Origin of the sequence: Pedobacter sp. SL55 (genome assembly GCF_026625705.1) — a bacterium.
Lineage (GTDB): Bacteria > Bacteroidota > Bacteroidia > Sphingobacteriales > Sphingobacteriaceae > Pedobacter.
In genome coordinates this window covers 3,968,802-3,985,399 of record NZ_CP113059.1, presented here as the reverse complement: position 1 = coordinate 3,985,399, position 16,598 = coordinate 3,968,802, and the positions used below count along the sequence as shown (strand labels likewise).

Here is a 16,598-nt window from a genome sequence, read left to right as displayed (position 1 = left end):
TTTATTGATTTAGTATCCAGTATTTTGTCTGATGTTTGGGTTAAGACTGGTCTCGCGTCTTGGAATAGGGAAAATTGTTCTGTTAGAGCGGGCTGTATATGCTGTGGTGCCATCATTAGAACGGAATTTGGTCCAGTTGGTACGTGTTCTGTTCAGGTCAAAAAGCTGATGACCTTCGAAAGCTAATTCCTTTCTTCTTTCTTTCAAAATTTCGTTGATCAATAAGGTGCCTGACGAAGTAGACCTAATGGCATTTATATCGCCCCTAGAAGCAACCAAAAATAGATCGTCTTGCGCTAAGCTCTCTTTTCCAATTTGCCTAGCTCTTGCTTCGGCTCTAATGAGGTAAACTTCCGCTAACCTAATTACTTTGATATTTTCTTCGTAGGTGCTAATTTCGGTGTATTTACTAATCACGTAAGCTGGGTTCTCGCCACCTACGCGATCTCTTTTTGCTTTGGTTACAAAAGCTCTTCTTACATCAGTTGCGCTGTAGTTGTTATACAAATCTTCGGTACCAATCATATCGCCGTAACCAGCTTGCATACAGAAATAGGCTAAAGACCCTGTTCCGGCGTTATCTGCAGTATTGTTGGCTACTTCAAAAATCACTTCTGGGTTGGCTTTTACTTTAAAGTTGCTCAATAAGCTGGTGTTGCTCAGTAATTGATACTTTCCACTGCCAATCACTTCAGTAGCCAATCGCTCTGCATTAGGCCAGTCGCCTTGGTAAAGATATACTCTTGATAGTAAGGCCTTGGCGCCATTTAAACCCAAATATGACGGACTTTGCGGACTTTGAGACGCAAATAGCATAATTGCCTTTTCTAAATCATCGATGATACTTTTGTATACTTCGGCCACGGTGTTTCGGGCTGGTTTGGCAATGTCTTCTTTTGAAATGCCACTTTCTAATACTAACGGAACGCCTAAATGCGATGCATCTGCAGTTTGATCATAAGGTTGCGCAAAAGCCCTAACCAAATCAAAATAGGCCAAGGCCCTTAAAGCATAAGCCTCGCCCAAATACTGGCGGCTTGTTGTGAGGTTTGCCCCAGAGAAGCTAAGCTGCTCTCCATTCGAAATCAAAAGGTTTGCGTTAATGGCCGTACAGTAAAGTACGTTCCAAAGCCCGGTAATATGCGTATCGGTAGAAACCACAGTATTTAGGTTAATGTTGGTATAGCGTGCCGAGTTGATCACGCTAAGCATGCCATTATTGGAAAGCAATTCTGGAGCCACAATAAATGTTCTTCCGTAGTAATCTTCGCTTTGCAGTTGGCTGTAGATCCCGTTAAGGGCGGCCTTCATGGTAGGAAGATCTACTACAGCTATGTTGGCATTGGTGTCTTGTTTTGGGTCGATTTCTAAAAAGTTTTTAGAACAGGAAGCCAAAAAGATAGTGGCTACTAATGCGAATTTAAGTCTAGCTATGTTGAATGAAGTTTTCATGTACAATAGGTTAAATTTAGCTGTTAATTGATTTTACCATAGACATACGAAGTCGGATTTTCGGCATTAAACAAACCTGCTAAAGTTCCGTACGAGCCAGGTACAATCTTGGTAGCCCAATCAAGTTTAAATTTATATTTCTCAAAATAATCTACCGTTAGGCCGCTAACAGCTGCAGAGAGCAATTTGGCATTGGCATTTTTATTGGCCAAGCTTAAACTGATATTTCCTTTCTCGTCTTTGGTAAAGGTATAGGTAAAAGTGGCCGTTGCGTTTCCACCCGTTGGTGGCGAGTAAATGAAAATGAGATCCAATTCGTCTGGTTTGGTAAATTTTATAACCAGTCTGTTCAATTTTCGGCTGCCGGTTTTAAAAACTTCTTTTTCTGCGGCCACCCATTTGGGCGCAACGTCGGTAGAAAAACCATTAAGCTCGCTTCCCTCTAAAGTAATAGAAGAGTAACTCTTGTTCGGTCCAAATTGATCTACCATACTTGTTTTAACACTCGAACAAGAATTGAAGCCAATGATGAATGCTGATAAAATGATATAAAAATAGTTGATCTTCATGCTTGTTTAATTAATAGTACCATAGAAATAAGAATCCACATTGTCGGTGCGGTAAAATGCCGCAATGAGGGGCTTTGAATTGGGGAGTTTGTCTGTTATCCAATCTATCTTAAACTTGTATTTAGAAAGATAGTCTGTGGTTAACGTTGTGAGGTAAGGTGCCAAGGTATCGGCATTGGTATTGGTTGCCGATAAAGACATTGTGATGTTGCCATCGGCATCTCTCACATAATCATAAGTGAATAATGCCGTTGCTATACCTGTATCAAAACGGTAAGATAAAGTCATTGTAAGCTGGTTTTCGCTAATGAAACGAATTACAAAGCTATCTATTTGCCTACCTGCTGCATTGGTATAAGTGTTACTTCTTGCTGTATACCAACGATTGAGGAAATCTTGTGAAGCTGACTCGGTTGCACTTAGCGGCGTTACCGTTAAGCTTGTATACTTTTTGTTAAATCCCATTTGTTGTGCAACTGGGGAGTTGTCTTCTGGCTCAGTTTCTTGTTTTTTCTTACAAGCTGTAAATAACCAACAACAAGTAACTAGGAGAAGGATGTTTAATTTAATTTTCATCGTTTAATTACTTAAAGTGCCATAAAAATAAGAAGTTGGGTCATTTGCAACGGTATAAGCTGCCTGTGTAGAAGATCCCCTAAACCAATCTACACTAAACTGGTAATTGTTCAAGTAATCGGTGGTAATGCTGCCTATATGAGGAGCCAAAGCACCACCATTGGCGTTAGTATCACAAAGGTTAATTTAAGTAACCCCTGATTACTTATCGTATAGGTATAATTGAACACACCCGTAGTATTGGAACCCGTAGAAGTAAGATAGGTAAAGGTTAAGGTAAGTTGGCTTGCGCTGGTAAATCTCATGGCAAAGCTTCTTAATTGCCTACTTCCACCGTTGTTGTAAAGTGTATTTTTTGCCAAATTCCAACGGGTAAGAAAATCTGAAGAAAGGGCGGCATTATCGGTTTCAGGGAGTACGGTTAACGTAGTATACTTTTTGCCAAAACCTATTTCTGTATATAAAGGTATGGCAATTAGGTTTCCGTAGAAATAAGAAGTTGGATCGTTGTTATTGTAAAGTACCGCGATGTTGCCTTTAGAGCCTGGTATCACATTATCAAACCAATCTATCCTAAAAGGATGTGCATGGATATATTCATCTAAAACGCTTACTAAAGAAGGTTCGATAGCATTGGCATTGGCATTTTTGGAAAACAGGCTCAAGGTAAGGTAGCCTCTATCGGAGAACTGGTAATTGTAGGTAAACGTACCCGAAACGGTAGCCCCGGCGCTGGTAAGGTAAGTGACTACAATAGTAAGCTGGGTGCCCGAAATGATATTGATGGCATAGCTTTTAAGTTGTCTGCCGCCGTTAAGTAATAGTCTTTCTTTCGCTAATAGCCATCTCGCTTTAAAATCCGAAGATTGAAGATCTAAGGTAGTTTCTGGGGTGATCTCTATGCTCTGAAATTTCTTTGATACACCGATCTGGGTATATAGCGGAGCATCGTCACTGGTATCGTTTGCTTGGTCTAATACCCCCACTAAGCCGTAGAAATACGATGCAGTATCGTCTGTACGATAGAAAGCTCCTAATAGTTCGTAAGAGCCTTTGATTTTATCTTCTATCCAAGTAGGTTTAAATTCATACTTTTCTAGATAGTCGGTAGTTAAAGAGGACAACGAATTTTTAATGGTCTTGGCATTTTCATCGCTACCAATAAGCGCAAGTTTAAATGCCCTTTCTGCATTAAGGGTATAGTTGTATTTGAAGGTAGCTGCGGTAAGGTCGCCTCCGGTAGTGAGGTAATAAAAAGTGATGGATAGCGTAGTTTCGTCTACATATTTGATGAAAAAACGCTCCAAAGAGCGACCACCTATTTTGGATAGCTCGGATTTTGCAGTATTCCAGCGTTGTTGGAAATCGGCAGATGCCGCCTTTGTAGCCTTGGCGGGCGTTACATTAATCGACGTATATTTAAAGGGTAATGCACCCATTTGTGGTGCCAAGGGTACCATTTCTAATTCGGTCTTCACTTCCTTTTTACAACTAGTACCTAATAGTAGTAGCAATATAATGATGTTGGTTAAAATCTTTTTCATGTTTAATTTATTATTGAACCGTAGAAATAAGATGTTGCATCGCCGTCTTTATAATATGCAGCGGTTTTGCCTGTAGAACCAGGTATTTTATCTTCAATCCAATCTATTCGGAATTTGTACCTTTCTAGATAATCTTCTTGAATAGGGAAGATGCCGGGTGCAATTACCCTTCCGTTTGCATCTCTGCTGGCATAAGAAATTTGAAGATAACCTCTATTATCTACCACGTAATTATAATAAACCACGGCTCTTGCAAGTCCACCAGTAGTAAGGGTATAGCTGTAGGTAATGGTAAGTTGGTTGTCGCTAATAAAATTAAGGTCAAAACTTCTTAATCTTCTCCCACCTATCAATTCTAGATCAGCCACTGCTTTGTCCCATTTTGTTTTAAATTCTGTAGACATGGCTTGCTGTGTTTCTGGGGTAACGGCCATTTTGTTGTACATTTTAGGTACAGCACCCATTTGGTAATATAGTGGGATGTCTTCGCAACACGGCTTGTTTTCGTTCTTAGTGCAGCCAAATGAAAGCAATGTAACTAAGATCATGATATAATTAAAAGCTCTTTTCATCTCAAAAATTTAAGGTTGTATGGTAATGCCTAAAGTTAAGGTTCTGAATACCGGTGGCTTAAAATCCAACTGTCCCGAAGTAGAAACCTGTGGGTCAAACTGTAGGCGCTTATCTTCTTTCCAGGTAAGCAGATTGTTGGCTTTAATAAAGGTGCTAATTCTTGATACTTTCAGTTTTTTGCTAAGGTCGGTTGGAAAGAGATAACTGAACTGCACGTCCCTTAGCCTCACAAATCCACCATTGTATAGAAAACGTGTGGAGGTTTGGTTCGAGAGACCACTTTGGCTACCTAAGAACACTATTTTAGGTACATCGGTAACATCGCCGGGTTTTTGCCAGCGGTTGTTGTAGGTATAACGGGTCATTGCGCCTACATCGCCAAAACCTACAGAGCCATCTGTATTGATGGTTGGTCCGTAGGTTTCTAGTACTTTATTGCCAAAATTGTAATAAATTAAGAAACTAAAAGTAAAACGCTTAAGAGAAAATGTATTGGTAAGGCCACCATAAAATTTTGGAAGTGCTGTGCCTTGTACAGATCTACCTGCCCTAGACCAATCGTTAGTGGTAGCGGTTCTGCTCGAATTGGTGTACCATAAAGATTCTCCATTTAGTGGATCTACACCTGCATAGGTTGCCAATGTAAAAGAATTTAGAGCCAGTTCCTGATCTTCGAAAGAGGTTTCTAACCTTAAAATCCTATTTTTAAAGGTGGTAAAATTGACATTGGTACGCCAAGAAAGTCCATTAGCATTAGCTGGTTTGATGTTCAAGAAGTTCAAGTCCACTTCAAAACCCGAGTTTTTAATTTCGCCAAGGTTATCCGTAAACGTGGTGGTGCCATTGGTAGAAGAAATCGGAAGATTATACAAAAGACCATCAGTTCGCCTTACAAAATAATCTATGGTACCCGAGATTCTGCTTTTTAAGATCTTAAACTCCATTCCCACATCAAATTGTTTGGCCGATTCCCAAGTAAGCATTGGGTTTTCATATTGCGAAAATGCGTAGCCTGGCTGGCCGTTGTAATCATTGCCTGAGGTGTATAGGGGTAGGGCTACAAAATCGCCAATTTCTTGGTTCCCGCTAGTGCCGTAGCTGCTACGTATTTTTAACTGGTTAAATAGTCTAGAATTACGCAGAAATTTTTCTTGTAAAATGTTCCAGGCTAAACCTGCAGACCAGAAATTAGAGAATCTGTTTTGCCTGCCAAATCTAGAAGAACCATCCCTTCTTACCGATGCATCGATATAATATTTGTTATCGAAAGAATAGCTGGAGTTTAGAAAAACTGAGTTTAAAGCATTTTCAGCTTCGCCAGAAGTGATAGAAGTTAATACCGAAGCGTTGGCCAGTGTATTGGTGTTCGGTAAAAAATTAGTGGCAGTTGCGTCTCCAAATGTTCTCGATACTTTCTGCGCCTCGTAACCTACATAAGCATTAAGGTCATGTTTTTGATTAAACCTCTTTGTATACCTTAAAATATTAGTAGCCGACCAATTGATATGTTTGGTTGTGCCAAAAACGCCTCGTCCGTTTACATTTAATCCATCGCCGAAACCAGGAGCATAAAAAAGCTTCCGGTCCGAGTAGATAAATTCGGCAGATGCCTTGCTTTCGAAGGTAAGCTCGGGGATAATCTTATAAGTTGCGCCAACACTTCCTAGCGCAGAAAGTGTGTTGGCCCTGTAAATGTTGTTTTCGATAATGGCCACAGGATTGAAACCAGAGATATAATAGCTAAGATCGTAGGAGTCATCATCATTCCTTACTTTTAACCAAGGTTGCAACCTAAACGAAGAACGGGTAGGGTTGGCGGCCAAACCACTTCTCAATGTAGAGTTAGTTACTTGATAAGCGCCAGAAATACTGCCTGTAAAGGTTAATTTATCGGTTGCCTTGTTTTCAATATTTAAACGGCCGTTAAAACGATTATAGTCTACACCTTTCTGCGCACCTTCAGAATTGTATAGACCAAAGGAGGAAAAAAACTTGGTTCGGTCGTTACCGCCATTTACCGAAATGTTATAGCGTTGGAAATTTCCAATTTGCATGACCTGTTTTAACCAATCGGTGCTAACAGTGTAATCTATTCCAGCATCGGCTACTGCTTGGGCAAATCCGCCCGGATTACGTCCGCTATTGTTCCATCCTTCCCTTAATAGCTGCAACATTTCGGTGGTATTTAGCGGTCTAGAACTTTCAGGGATAGTATATTGGTTTACCCCACCCTGTGCTGTTGCTGTAAATGTAGTTTTGCCAGGTCTGCCTTGTTTAGTGGTAATAATGATAACACCGTTGGCACCCCTTGATCCATAGATAGAAGTAGCAGAGGCATCTTTTAATATGGTTATAGATTCGATATCTTCACTGTTTACCGCAGATAAAGTGCTGGTATTATAGCCAGACACATCAGCGTTGATAATAGGTACACCATCTATCACATACAAAGGGGCATTGCTTGCAGAATATGAGCCCAAACCTCTAATCGTTACGTCTGATGCGCTCCCCAAGACACCGTCGCCGCTCACGCTCATTACGCCAGGTACATTACCCTGAAAGCTTTCTGCGAAACTTGCCCTTGGCGAGTTAGACAGCACATTGGTATCTAAGGTTGTGGCCGCTCCAGTAAAAGCAGCTTTCTTTTTAGTGCCATAGCCTACCACCATCACTTCATCAAGCACTTTGCTATCGGCAAGCATTTTAATGTCAAGAAATTTGCCTTCTACAACCTTTATTCTTTGTGTTACATAGCCAATAAAAGTAAATACTAGCGTAGCGTTAGGTCTAGTTTTTATGCTAAACCCACCTTCGGCATTTGTGGCAACTGCATTGGAAAGGCCCTCTTCTTTTACCATTACACTTTGCATTGGACCTGCTCTGTCAGAAACTTTTCCATTTACCACTATCTGGTCTTGGGTGTTGGGTAACAAAGAAACCGTTTTGTTGCCTTTTTTAAAGATCACAATAGAGCTTTTGGTTTGCTGATGGATCAGATCGGTATTAGCTAACAATTGGTTCAAGATCTGATTAAGGGTTTGATTGGCGTACGTTTTTGCTACCGTATTGTATTTGTTCAAATCGGTAGAATTGTACGAAAACTTTACGCCGGCAGTTTGCGCTATACTAGCGAGTGCTTCTTTCAGCTAACTTTTCTTTATGGTAATATTTAATCTGGTTTCTAGCCCCTGAGCTTTGGCTAAATTGGCCAGTAACATATTACTAAGAACAAGTATGGCAAAAAAAAGGACAATAAATGAGCTGGTAAAGTAGTTTTCTTTACCTGTTTTACGAATAAACATGTTTAGGCTTGCTTGGTGGTTAATGTAAGTTGGAAATTGTTTCTGCTTATTTGTGCTAGTAATTTTTCATCGTTTATAATTTAAGGTAAAGGAGATGGTTGTTGTTTTGGTTTAAATACCGATAGGGTAATATGGTTTGGTTTATTGATTTTGTAATCGAGATTGTGGATGAGGCAGATGATGCCCAGCGCATTTTCAATCTTGTCGGTTTTTTTGAAGTGGATTGTTGTATGGTCTGCTGCATCCAAAATACTTTGCGGACAATCGATTTTTACGTTATATAAATTTTCCAAGGTAAAAATCATTTCAGAGAAAGGCACATCAAAGAGGTTAATTTCGTTGCTGCTCCAGTTGGCTACTTTTTGGGCATCTACCAGTCTTGTTAAATGTTTGTCTGTTTTCTTCTGATAGATATTCTCTTTATTAGGAGTAATCAGGTCAAATTTTCCATTCATATCGCCAACTTCCACCTTTCCACTAATTACTGTCACACGAGCTTCGCTCAAATCGTTATATGCTTTAATATTGAAAGAAGTACCCAAAACCTTTGCGTATAGCTTGCCATAATGTACTGTAAAAACCGAGTGGTCATCGTGTTTAACCTTAAAAAATGCTTCGCCGTTCAATTCTGTGTTTCTTTTGCTGCTCCACCAATTTCTTTGGTACGATAAACTAGTATTCGCATTCATTACCACGCTAGAACCATCTGGAAGTACAATTTCTTTAGTTTGGTTTTTTCCAGTTTTAAAGGTTGCCTGTTCAGAAAATACTGGAATACTTATCAAAAAACAAGCGGCTACAGCTGTACAAGCAGAAGCAACGATAGCTACTCTTCTTAAAATGGTTCGTTTTAAAGAAAAATTGCTCCGGTTAGTCTGCGCATTCACATTGGCCATTACCCTTTTTTTAAGCATGGCCTGTCTGTTCAGGTCCCAGGTAATAGGCTTGGTGTTCATTGCTAAGATAAGGCGCTTGGCTTGTTTCACTTCTGCGGCTTTATGTTCGTTTTCCTTTAAAAAGCTGTTCCAGAAATCATTATTCTGTTCATCTGGGGTTTTAACCCAGGTAATGAAATAATCATCTGTTGCAAAATCTAAAGTTTTATAATCTCTGTAATCCATGTTGATGGCGTTTTAAATATTAAAAGGCAGCCGGTTGTTAAATTACTACCCAATTTCTCATTTTATTTATCTGATCAGTCTCAGTGCTAAAAATTCTGTTCTTCGGTAAATGTCTTCGTCTGTATTGTTCATCAGCGTAATAATGGCAATTCCTTTGGCCTTGCTAATTACTAAGTAAGCTCCGTAGCCGCTGGTTGCACCATTGTGATAAAGACAGGGGATATTGTTATAGTTTTTTTAGGTTCCATGCCAGGCCTACACGTGTGTTGCCAGATATGAAAGTCTGTTGCTCGCATTGTGTAAATAATGGCGTAATGTTACTGTTGGTTGGTGCTATATATTCTTTAGCGTATCTAATTAAATCATAAGCAGTTGAGTAGATAGATCCGGCACCTTTAAATGCACCTTTATCATTTCCGTCCCAATAGGGAGTTTGGTAGCCCCTGTCGTCATAGCCGTAAGAGAGGTTACTGCTGTATTCTGTTATTTTAGATCTGGTTCTCGATAAAGCTAAGGGTTCGCTCAGGTCGGTAATCAATTTTTCTGCGAATGATATCTGCGTGTTTCTCTCCAAAATGGTACTGAGTATGCCAAATCCCAAATTAGAGTATAGATAGGTTCGTCCTGGTGTGCTTAATGGTATGGCTGTTTTTAAGTAACTGTAAAGCCTTAAGGTATCATAAATAGCGTATGGATCCACTGCGTTGGTGCCAACACCAATATCGTCAGGTAGGCGTGGTATCCCAGAAGTGTGGTTGAGCAAATGCTTAAACTTTATTTCTTCGCCATTTAATTGAAGCACTGGTATATCTTTTGGTAAAAACCTGCCAATGGGTGCTTCTATCGTCAATCCTTTTTCTTGAAGAAATTTAACAATCATGGCTGCCGTAAAAGTTTTAGAGATAGATCCAATTTCGAATGCGGTGTTTTCGTTTGGCAATTGTTTGCTGTTTTTTGCGATGGTGCCGTAGCCATAAAAAGAAGCTGTACCATTTTTTAAAATTCCGATACTTAAACCTACGCTGCTACTTTTGAGCATCAGCGGCCTAAAAATAGAATCAATTAGCCTATCTAAATCAGACGCTAAGGCATTGTTCGAAAACTGAGTGCTTGGCACAGGCTCAATCACTACTGTTTCTTTGATAGCAGTGTTTTTTTTGCTGCAAGACGTAAAAACTGCCATAGCCATCGTAATAGCGAATAGCAGTTTTAAGTTCAGAAATCTTCCAATGCTATACATCATATTTGTTAATGAGGAATCATTTGCATCAATAGCCCACATAGGTAGGCACCGTAAGTGCCAGTGGCATAGCCTAAAATCGCCATTAATACACCTACAGGAGCTAATGATGGGTAAAATGCGCTAGCAACAATAGGGGCAGAGGCAGCCCCGCCAATTACAGCCTGACTATTCACGGCTACAAAGAAAAATGGGGTTTTGGTTAACTTGGCGATAACCAATAAGCATATTCCATGAATAATGATCCAGATGAAGCATAAAAACAATAGCCCCGGACTGTCGAATATGGAGAAAACATCCATACGCATACCAATGCTGGCAATTAAAATGTAAAGGAAAACCGTTGCGATGCGAGATGCTCCAGCTCCCTCCAGGTTTCTTAATTTGGTAAACGATAATAAAATACCCATCATGGTGGCCAAGGCAACCATCCAAAAGAAATCTGAGGTTAAACTGAATTTTTCTAAATAAGGCGCATTTAGTTTTACCCACGGTACAATTAGCTCTGACAGAAAATGAGCAAAACCCGTTACACCTAGGCCTACGGCTAAAATAAGCACGATATCGGTTGTGCTTGGTATACGCATGTTATCTAGCTGGTACCGCTCTATCTTTAGTTTCAGTTCGTCTATTGCCGAGTTGTCGGACTTTAAAAACCGATCTATCTTTTTGGTTATTGTGGCTCCATATAATAATACTGCCATCCAAATGTTCGCAATGATCACGTCGATGGTAATCATCGAAGAATAAAGTTTGGCACTAGGTTTAAAGGTTTCGTACATGGCAGCCTGGTTAGCTCCGCCGCCAATCCAAGAGCCGGCAATGGTAGACAATCCTCGCCAAACCTCATCACTGCCTTCGCCTTTTAAGGTGTCTGGAGAGATCAACGAAAAAATCCACATAGAGATGGGGCCGCCAATAATAACGCTGATACATGCCGTGAGGAATATCACTCCAGCTTTGTTTCTCAGTTTCCAAATTTCCTTAAAATCAAGGCTAATGGTAAATAACACCAAACTGGCTGGCAGTAAATAACGCGACATTACGCTATATAGCTTAGATTGTTCGCCAGAAATCACACCGAAAGTGTTCAGTAATCCTGGTATAAAATAACAAAGTAAAACTGAAGGAATAACGGTGTAGAATTTTTTAAAAAAGCTGCTGTTTCCAGAAGAAGTGGTAAATACAAAGGCAATAATTACCACTAAAATTCCTAAAACTACTGCGTCATTGGTTATCATTGGTTCAGACATAAATAAAGGTTTATAGGAGTGTAAGGCCTAAGCCAGCTTGATTTTTAAGTTGTATTTTGCCGTCTACCAGCATTGGTTTTTCAAATGGATTATTGGTAATTAACCACGGGCCGTCTAGGTCTGCCCAGTCGCAAAGTGGCGCAATTGCCGCTCCAGCCATAATACCACAGGAAGTTTCTGACATACAGCCCACCATGATTTTGAGGTCTAGGGCTCTAGCGCTGCTGATGATTTTTGAGGCTTCCAATAAACCTGTACATTTCATTAGCTTAATGTTGATGCCATGGTACAGGCCTTTGAGATTTTCAAGATCGGATAAACGTTGCATTGCTTCATCGGCAATGATGGGGATGGGGCTATGAGCTGTAATCCAGGCATTGTCGTCACGATTATTCCTATCCATTGGCTGTTCTATAAATTCAGTGCCTTTCTCTGCCAACCAGTGGATCATTTCTAAAGCCTCATGTTTGTCTGTCCAGCCTTGGTTTGCATCTATGTACAAGGGTACCTCTGTTTCTTCTCTTACCGTATTGATGATTTCTTTATCCTGATGGCTGCCCAATTTGATTTTTAGCGCCTTGAAACCTGCTGCGCCCCTTACCTTTTTTCTAATCATATCTAGGTTATCAATACCAATGGTTAGCGAGGTAACAGGCATGTTTTTGGGGTCGGCTTGGACGAACTGGTAGCATGGTACACCCAGAAGTTTTCCTCTTAGGTCGTGAAGTGCAATATCTATTGCGGTTTTAGCCGCAGTATTATTGGGCGCAAGTTCTTCTACATAAGTCATTATCGATTCTATCGAGTTTTGAGCGCAGAAATTTGAAAGATCTACTTTTTTAAGGAAGTTGCCCACGCTTTCCTGCGTTTCGCCAAGGTACTTGGCCATTGATGCCTCTCCGTAGCCAACCATTCCGTTTTGTGTGATGCTTATGCTCACTATGGGGTGCGAAGTACGGGTGTAACTCGCTATTCCGAAAGGATATTCGAGCGACAGTTCTAAGTTCTTAAAACTAAGTTTCATTGAAGTGTGTATATTGTAAATTGTTTTAGCGTCTAGCAAAGTTGAATGAGCTGGTACGTTTTAATAGTTTGTGGGTTTGTTTAGCAGATTAAAATATCAACCGTTAATTTGTGTGGTTTAGTAATAGGGTAGCCAAAAGCGAGAGCAGTTTTGCAGAAGAAAGGTTCAGTTTTTTCTTTAGCACATCTAAAGCAATAAATACAATATTATAGGCTGTTTTCTTTGGAATTTCCATGATTTGTGAAATCTCATCGAAAGACATGTCTTGATAGTAGCGTAGGTACATTACTTCACGTTGCCTAAAAGAAAGACTATTTAGGGCCGTTATCAGCAAATATTGCAGATTCCGTCTTCCTCTTCGAGTATAAAAATACTTTCTGGAGATGACTGATGCTGAAAAGCGTCGTAAAATTCGATTTCGTTGAGTGCTCTCTTTTTGCTTTGAGATGTTTTTCTTACCAACATTCTACGCAGGCTGCCAAGCAAATAGAATTTGATAGAAGTAGTTGGGCCTAAACCCTTTCTCTTTTGCCATAAGCTGGTAAAAAGCTCTTGAATGCAGTCTTCTACCAGATCCTGATCGAACGAAAAACCACAACCGTATTTAAACAACTCTTTAGAATAACGATCGTAAATCCATTCAAAAGAACTGGTATGCCCCGATTTAAACTTTTCCCATATTTCTGATTCTTGTATCATGTGGCTCATTTCAAATTTTTTGGGAAGAATGTATTGTGAAAATAAGATAAAATATGCCTTAAAATATTATTTAAGGGCATATTTATCATGTCATTTTTTTGTTATGCTTATAGTTTTTGAAATTTTACCGTTTCTTTTTGGCTGTTTCCTAGCAACTGCAAGAAATAAATGTTTGGCGAAAGACCCGTAATATCCAGCGCCACGCTGCTGTTGTTTTGGGTATTGATGGTAAACTCTTTCACAACCTGCCCATATAGGTTTACAATTTTAGCATTTGTGAAAGATTTGTTGGCGGTAGCGAAGTTAAGTTGGTTGGCTGTAACCGGATTTGGATAAACATTCACTTTGTTACTTGTCAATATCGGTGTTTTCACACGTAGCACATCATAATTTTTCGTAGTGCCGTCTAAATCTACCTGTTTAAGTTGGTAATAGGTATAAGGGCTATAAGGTTTCGTGTCTTGTGCGGTGTATAGTTGTGTACTTGCGCCGTTGCCTTTTGCAGGTATTTTTTGTAGGGTCTCAAATGTTTTTCCATCGGCACTTTTTTCGATCAAAAAATAATCGTTATGTCGTTCAGAAAGGGTAGTCCAGGTAAGTTTCACTACGCCATCCAGTAGCTTTGCTTCGTATCTGTCTAGGGTAACTGGCAAAACCACAGGGTTGCTTTCGTAAGCGCCCATGTCTATAGTGCCTCCATAGATACGGTCGTAACCAGCTCTATCTTTACTGGTTAGCGCATCGGTAAAGTGTGCATTTAAACCAGTATTTACAGCTGGACTTGTTGTATAATCCAGCTGAAGAAAAAACGGATGATTTTCATCTAGGTTAAAAAAGTTGGGGTTTGCGCCAACTACATTGCCGTTAAGGGCATTTGTTCCGGCCACTTGTGTAAGCGAGTTTTTAAGGTCTATGTTGGTCAATGTGCCAGCTGCAATTGTATTGTAGATGTCAACTCCGGTATCATCAGCTACATTAGCGAACAGGATAGAATTATAAATTGCTACCGAGGCACCGCTGTATACGTTAATTGCTCCTCCTCTAAATTTGGCATAATTTTCATAAAAAGTACAATTCACTAAATTGGTGTTAGCACCGCTGATTGCTGCCGCACCGCCGCCGTTAGCAGTGTTCTGTGCTTTATTTCCGTAAAAAATGGTGTTCCGTATCAAAGGATTTGTTAAAGCAGCATCTGTGGCTCCTTTTAAAAGAAATAGGGCGCCAGCCGACAGTCTAGCTTCGTTCTTGATAAAACTGGCATCGTTGAATACATAGTTTGAGTTGGCACCCATATATATTGCTCCTCCAGATCCTGCTGTGGCAGTATTGCCTTTGAAAACCACTTTGCTAAAATCTACGTTATTGATGGCCGTTGCTAGACCTGTAATGTAGATTGCACCACCAAGTCCGGCTGTGGTGGTGTTGTTCTCAAAAATCACGTTGTTGAAGGTAATGTTACTGTAGGTGTTGATGTAGATTGCACCGCCGTTGTTCTTTGCAGTATTGTTACTTATGGTGACATCAGTTAAGGTCATTTTGTTGATCGAGCCTGAAGCTCCAGAAATCCAGATAGCGCCCGATGTGCCGTTGCCACCTGTGGCAACACTAGATTCATTCTGAAGGATTTTTGTGTTGGCTATCGTGAGATTTCCTGGTGAAGAATAGACGCCCCCACCATTGCCACCATAGCAGAAGTTTTTCTGGATAATCAGGTTTGCAAATTTTGCATCGCTTGATCTGGACATGATACCACCACCGGAGTTTCTTGGTACAACTGTACTAGAAACAGTTATATTACCCGTTGTACCATTGGCATGGCCTTTTTCAATAGTAAATCCATCTAAAATGGTGTCGCTGTTATTAGCCACAGAGATTACAACATGGTAGGCGTCATCTGTATTGTCTGTTGGCGTATTGTTGATATCGCCATTAAGGGTGGTTAAGTAAAGCGTAGGGTTTCTTGCTGCCCTAGTTGCTTCATTTCCAAAAAAACCACCGTAAATAGCCACGCCACTTTTCAAAACAAAAGAAACATCTCTGTCTTCAGTTCCGTTTCCAGCCTTTATTGTCGGTATATAAGTGCCTTGTGCTACCCATATCTCGTCGCCACTTTGAGCTGCATCGATTACGTTTTGAAGGTTTCCTGAGGCATTTGCCCAGCTGGTTTTCCCGTTACCCGAGCCACCTGGGCTAACATACCAGATTTCGGCTTTAATTTGGCCGGAAATTAATAAGAGACAAGTAATAAAAAAAGGTAAAATTTTTCTCATCGTGTTTGGTTGGTTTAGGTTTTAATGTTAATAATGCATTGCGGCACTTTAAAGTGATAAAGACAACCAAACATTTTATTACTACCTTTTGCTACTTTTTTTTCTGTATGCCAAAATTGCCGACAACAAGAAGCTCGAAGTCTAAATGAGAAATGGTAAGTTCTTTGATGCTGCGTTCAATATACGTGGTGCTCTTTTGGTTGAGAAAGGTTCATAGATTGTAGTTTATCATGCGGAGCTGTTTGTCATGTAATAAGGAGATAATTTGGTTATGGTTCTATCACGTCATAGGTATGGCAGTGTCAAAATCCTCTTTCAACTTCCCTAATTTTAAAATGCTATAGAAAATAGGAATAAAAAAGCCGTCTTGTTCTGAAATAACTTGTCATTAATGCAAGCTAAAAATGAAAGCAAAAACAGAAATGAAGTGTTTAACAATAATTGTCGATAAACTTCAGAGCATATTTTTTTAAAATTAAATATTTGAAAAATAACGAATTGCATATTTTTTATTAGAGCAATCTCAAAAATATTTGATTTGAATATATAAAGTTGTACTTTTGTGACACTAAAAAACACGGTGGCTGTAGCTCAGTTGGTTAGAGTATTGGTTTGTGGTGCCGAGGGTCGTGGGTTCGAGCCCCATCAGCCACCCGTAACGGGGCAAAAGATTTTTAACAGTCTTTTGCCCTTTTTTATTGCCTTCTAATTTCTTGTTTATCAAGTAGATACGTTGAAATGTTTCACTCACTAAAGCGGTTCGATGTTGTAGGCTTTCAAAATCGAATTTTTCGGGGAACATCGAACCAATCAGCCTTCTCTTATCATTAATGGCCGATTTGGTGAAAATTGGAAATAACCGAGTTAACGTGAAAATCGCGTCATTTAGGATTGGCTCTAACTGTGCTATTGTATATTTCATTTTCGTGATTTCTTCTAATTTTGCCTCCGTTCTTACGATATTCTCCTCACATT

14 protein-coding genes and 1 tRNA gene are annotated in these 16,598 nt (G+C 39.8%); 1 reads left to right on the top strand and 14 read right to left on the bottom strand.

Features of this window, described 5'->3' with window-relative positions:
• Window positions 1-9 precede the first annotated feature (9 nt).
• The 14 genes from OVA16_RS17775 to OVA16_RS17710 all read right to left on the bottom strand — a co-directional run bounded on the left by OVA16_RS17775 (window position 10) and on the right by OVA16_RS17710 (window position 15,623).
• A complete protein-coding gene (locus OVA16_RS17775; RefSeq protein WP_267762204.1) occupies window positions 10-1,452 on the bottom strand; it encodes a RagB/SusD family nutrient uptake outer membrane protein in 1,443 nt (480 codons plus the stop codon).
• Between the two features lie 23 nt (window positions 1,453-1,475).
• Window positions 1,476-2,021, bottom strand: a complete 546-nt coding sequence (locus OVA16_RS17770) for a hypothetical protein (protein WP_267762202.1) — start codon at window positions 2,019-2,021, stop codon at window positions 1,476-1,478.
• 6 nt (window positions 2,022-2,027) lie between these two features.
• Window positions 2,028-2,597 (bottom strand): hypothetical protein, encoded by a 570-nt coding sequence (locus OVA16_RS17765; RefSeq protein WP_267762200.1) that lies wholly within the window; start codon window positions 2,595-2,597, stop codon window positions 2,028-2,030.
• Window positions 2,598-2,600: 3 nt separating this feature from the next.
• Entirely contained in the window at window positions 2,601-2,747 is a 147-nt protein-coding gene (locus OVA16_RS17760) for a hypothetical protein (RefSeq protein WP_267762199.1), read from the bottom strand.
• On the bottom strand, window positions 2,732-4,141 hold the full coding sequence (locus tag OVA16_RS17755) for a hypothetical protein (RefSeq protein WP_267762198.1): 1,410 nt from the start codon (window positions 4,139-4,141) through the stop codon (window positions 2,732-2,734). The genes OVA16_RS17760 and OVA16_RS17755 overlap by 16 nt, the downstream gene beginning before the upstream one ends.
• A 2-nt stretch (window positions 4,142-4,143) precedes the next feature.
• Window positions 4,144-4,713, bottom strand: a complete 570-nt coding sequence (locus OVA16_RS17750; RefSeq protein WP_267762197.1) for a hypothetical protein — start codon at window positions 4,711-4,713, stop codon at window positions 4,144-4,146.
• 9 nt (window positions 4,714-4,722) lie between these two features.
• Window positions 4,723-7,737: a SusC/RagA family TonB-linked outer membrane protein gene (locus tag OVA16_RS17745; protein ID WP_267762195.1), complete on the bottom strand. Its 3,015-nt coding sequence runs from the start codon at window positions 7,735-7,737 to the stop codon at window positions 4,723-4,725.
• Between the two features lie 359 nt (window positions 7,738-8,096).
• Window positions 8,097-9,137, bottom strand: coding sequence for a FecR family protein (locus OVA16_RS17740; protein WP_267762194.1), 1,041 nt, complete (start codon window positions 9,135-9,137; stop codon window positions 8,097-8,099).
• A gap of 226 nt (window positions 9,138-9,363) precedes the next feature.
• Window positions 9,364-10,380: a serine hydrolase domain-containing protein gene (locus OVA16_RS17735; RefSeq protein WP_267762193.1), complete on the bottom strand. Its 1,017-nt coding sequence runs from the start codon at window positions 10,378-10,380 to the stop codon at window positions 9,364-9,366.
• Window positions 10,381-10,385: 5 nt separating this feature from the next.
• Entirely contained in the window at window positions 10,386-11,630 is a 1,245-nt protein-coding gene (locus tag OVA16_RS17730; protein ID WP_267762191.1) for a DUF819 domain-containing protein, read from the bottom strand.
• A 10-nt stretch (window positions 11,631-11,640) separates the two neighbouring features.
• The gene (locus OVA16_RS17725; protein ID WP_267762190.1) at window positions 11,641-12,654 is read right to left on the bottom strand and encodes a dipeptide epimerase; all 1,014 of its coding nucleotides are present in this window, start codon (window positions 12,652-12,654) and stop codon (window positions 11,641-11,643) included.
• Between the two features lie 103 nt (window positions 12,655-12,757).
• A complete protein-coding gene (locus OVA16_RS17720) occupies window positions 12,758-12,988 on the bottom strand; it encodes an RNA polymerase sigma factor (protein ID WP_267762189.1) in 231 nt (76 codons plus the stop codon).
• Window positions 12,982-13,353, bottom strand: a complete 372-nt coding sequence (locus OVA16_RS17715; protein WP_267762188.1) for an RNA polymerase sigma factor — start codon at window positions 13,351-13,353, stop codon at window positions 12,982-12,984. The genes OVA16_RS17720 and OVA16_RS17715 overlap by 7 nt, the downstream gene beginning before the upstream one ends.
• Before the next feature lie 107 nt (window positions 13,354-13,460).
• Window positions 13,461-15,623, bottom strand: a complete 2,163-nt coding sequence (locus tag OVA16_RS17710; RefSeq protein ID WP_267762187.1) for a right-handed parallel beta-helix repeat-containing protein — start codon at window positions 15,621-15,623, stop codon at window positions 13,461-13,463.
• Between the two features lie 580 nt (window positions 15,624-16,203).
• Between OVA16_RS17710 and OVA16_RS17705 the strand changes: the two genes are divergently transcribed.
• Window positions 16,204-16,277, top strand: a tRNA-His gene (locus OVA16_RS17705).
• Window positions 16,278-16,598: the final 321 nt, after the last annotated feature.

Coding starts and splice junctions, on each gene's coding strand:
- OVA16_RS17775 (WP_267762204.1), bottom strand. CDS start 1,452: ATGAAAACTTCATTCAACATAGCTAGACTTAAATTCGCATTAGTAGCC.
- OVA16_RS17770 (WP_267762202.1), bottom strand. CDS start 2,021: ATGAAGATCAACTATTTTTATATCATTTTATCAGCATTCATCATTGGC.
- OVA16_RS17765 (WP_267762200.1), bottom strand. CDS start 2,597: ATGAAAATTAAATTAAACATCCTTCTCCTAGTTACTTGTTGTTGGTTA.
- OVA16_RS17755 (WP_267762198.1), bottom strand. CDS start 4,141: ATGAAAAAGATTTTAACCAACATCATTATATTGCTACTACTATTAGGT.
- OVA16_RS17750 (WP_267762197.1), bottom strand. CDS start 4,713: ATGAAAAGAGCTTTTAATTATATCATGATCTTAGTTACATTGCTTTCA.
- OVA16_RS17740 (WP_267762194.1), bottom strand. CDS start 9,137: ATGGATTACAGAGATTATAAAACTTTAGATTTTGCAACAGATGATTAT.
- OVA16_RS17735 (WP_267762193.1), bottom strand. CDS start 10,380: ATGATGTATAGCATTGGAAGATTTCTGAACTTAAAACTGCTATTCGCT.
- OVA16_RS17730 (WP_267762191.1), bottom strand. CDS start 11,630: ATGTCTGAACCAATGATAACCAATGACGCAGTAGTTTTAGGAATTTTA.
- OVA16_RS17725 (WP_267762190.1), bottom strand. CDS start 12,654: ATGAAACTTAGTTTTAAGAACTTAGAACTGTCGCTCGAATATCCTTTC.
- OVA16_RS17715 (WP_267762188.1), bottom strand. CDS start 13,353: ATGATACAAGAATCAGAAATATGGGAAAAGTTTAAATCGGGGCATACC.
- OVA16_RS17710 (WP_267762187.1), bottom strand. CDS start 15,623: ATGAGAAAAATTTTACCTTTTTTTATTACTTGTCTCTTATTAATTTCC.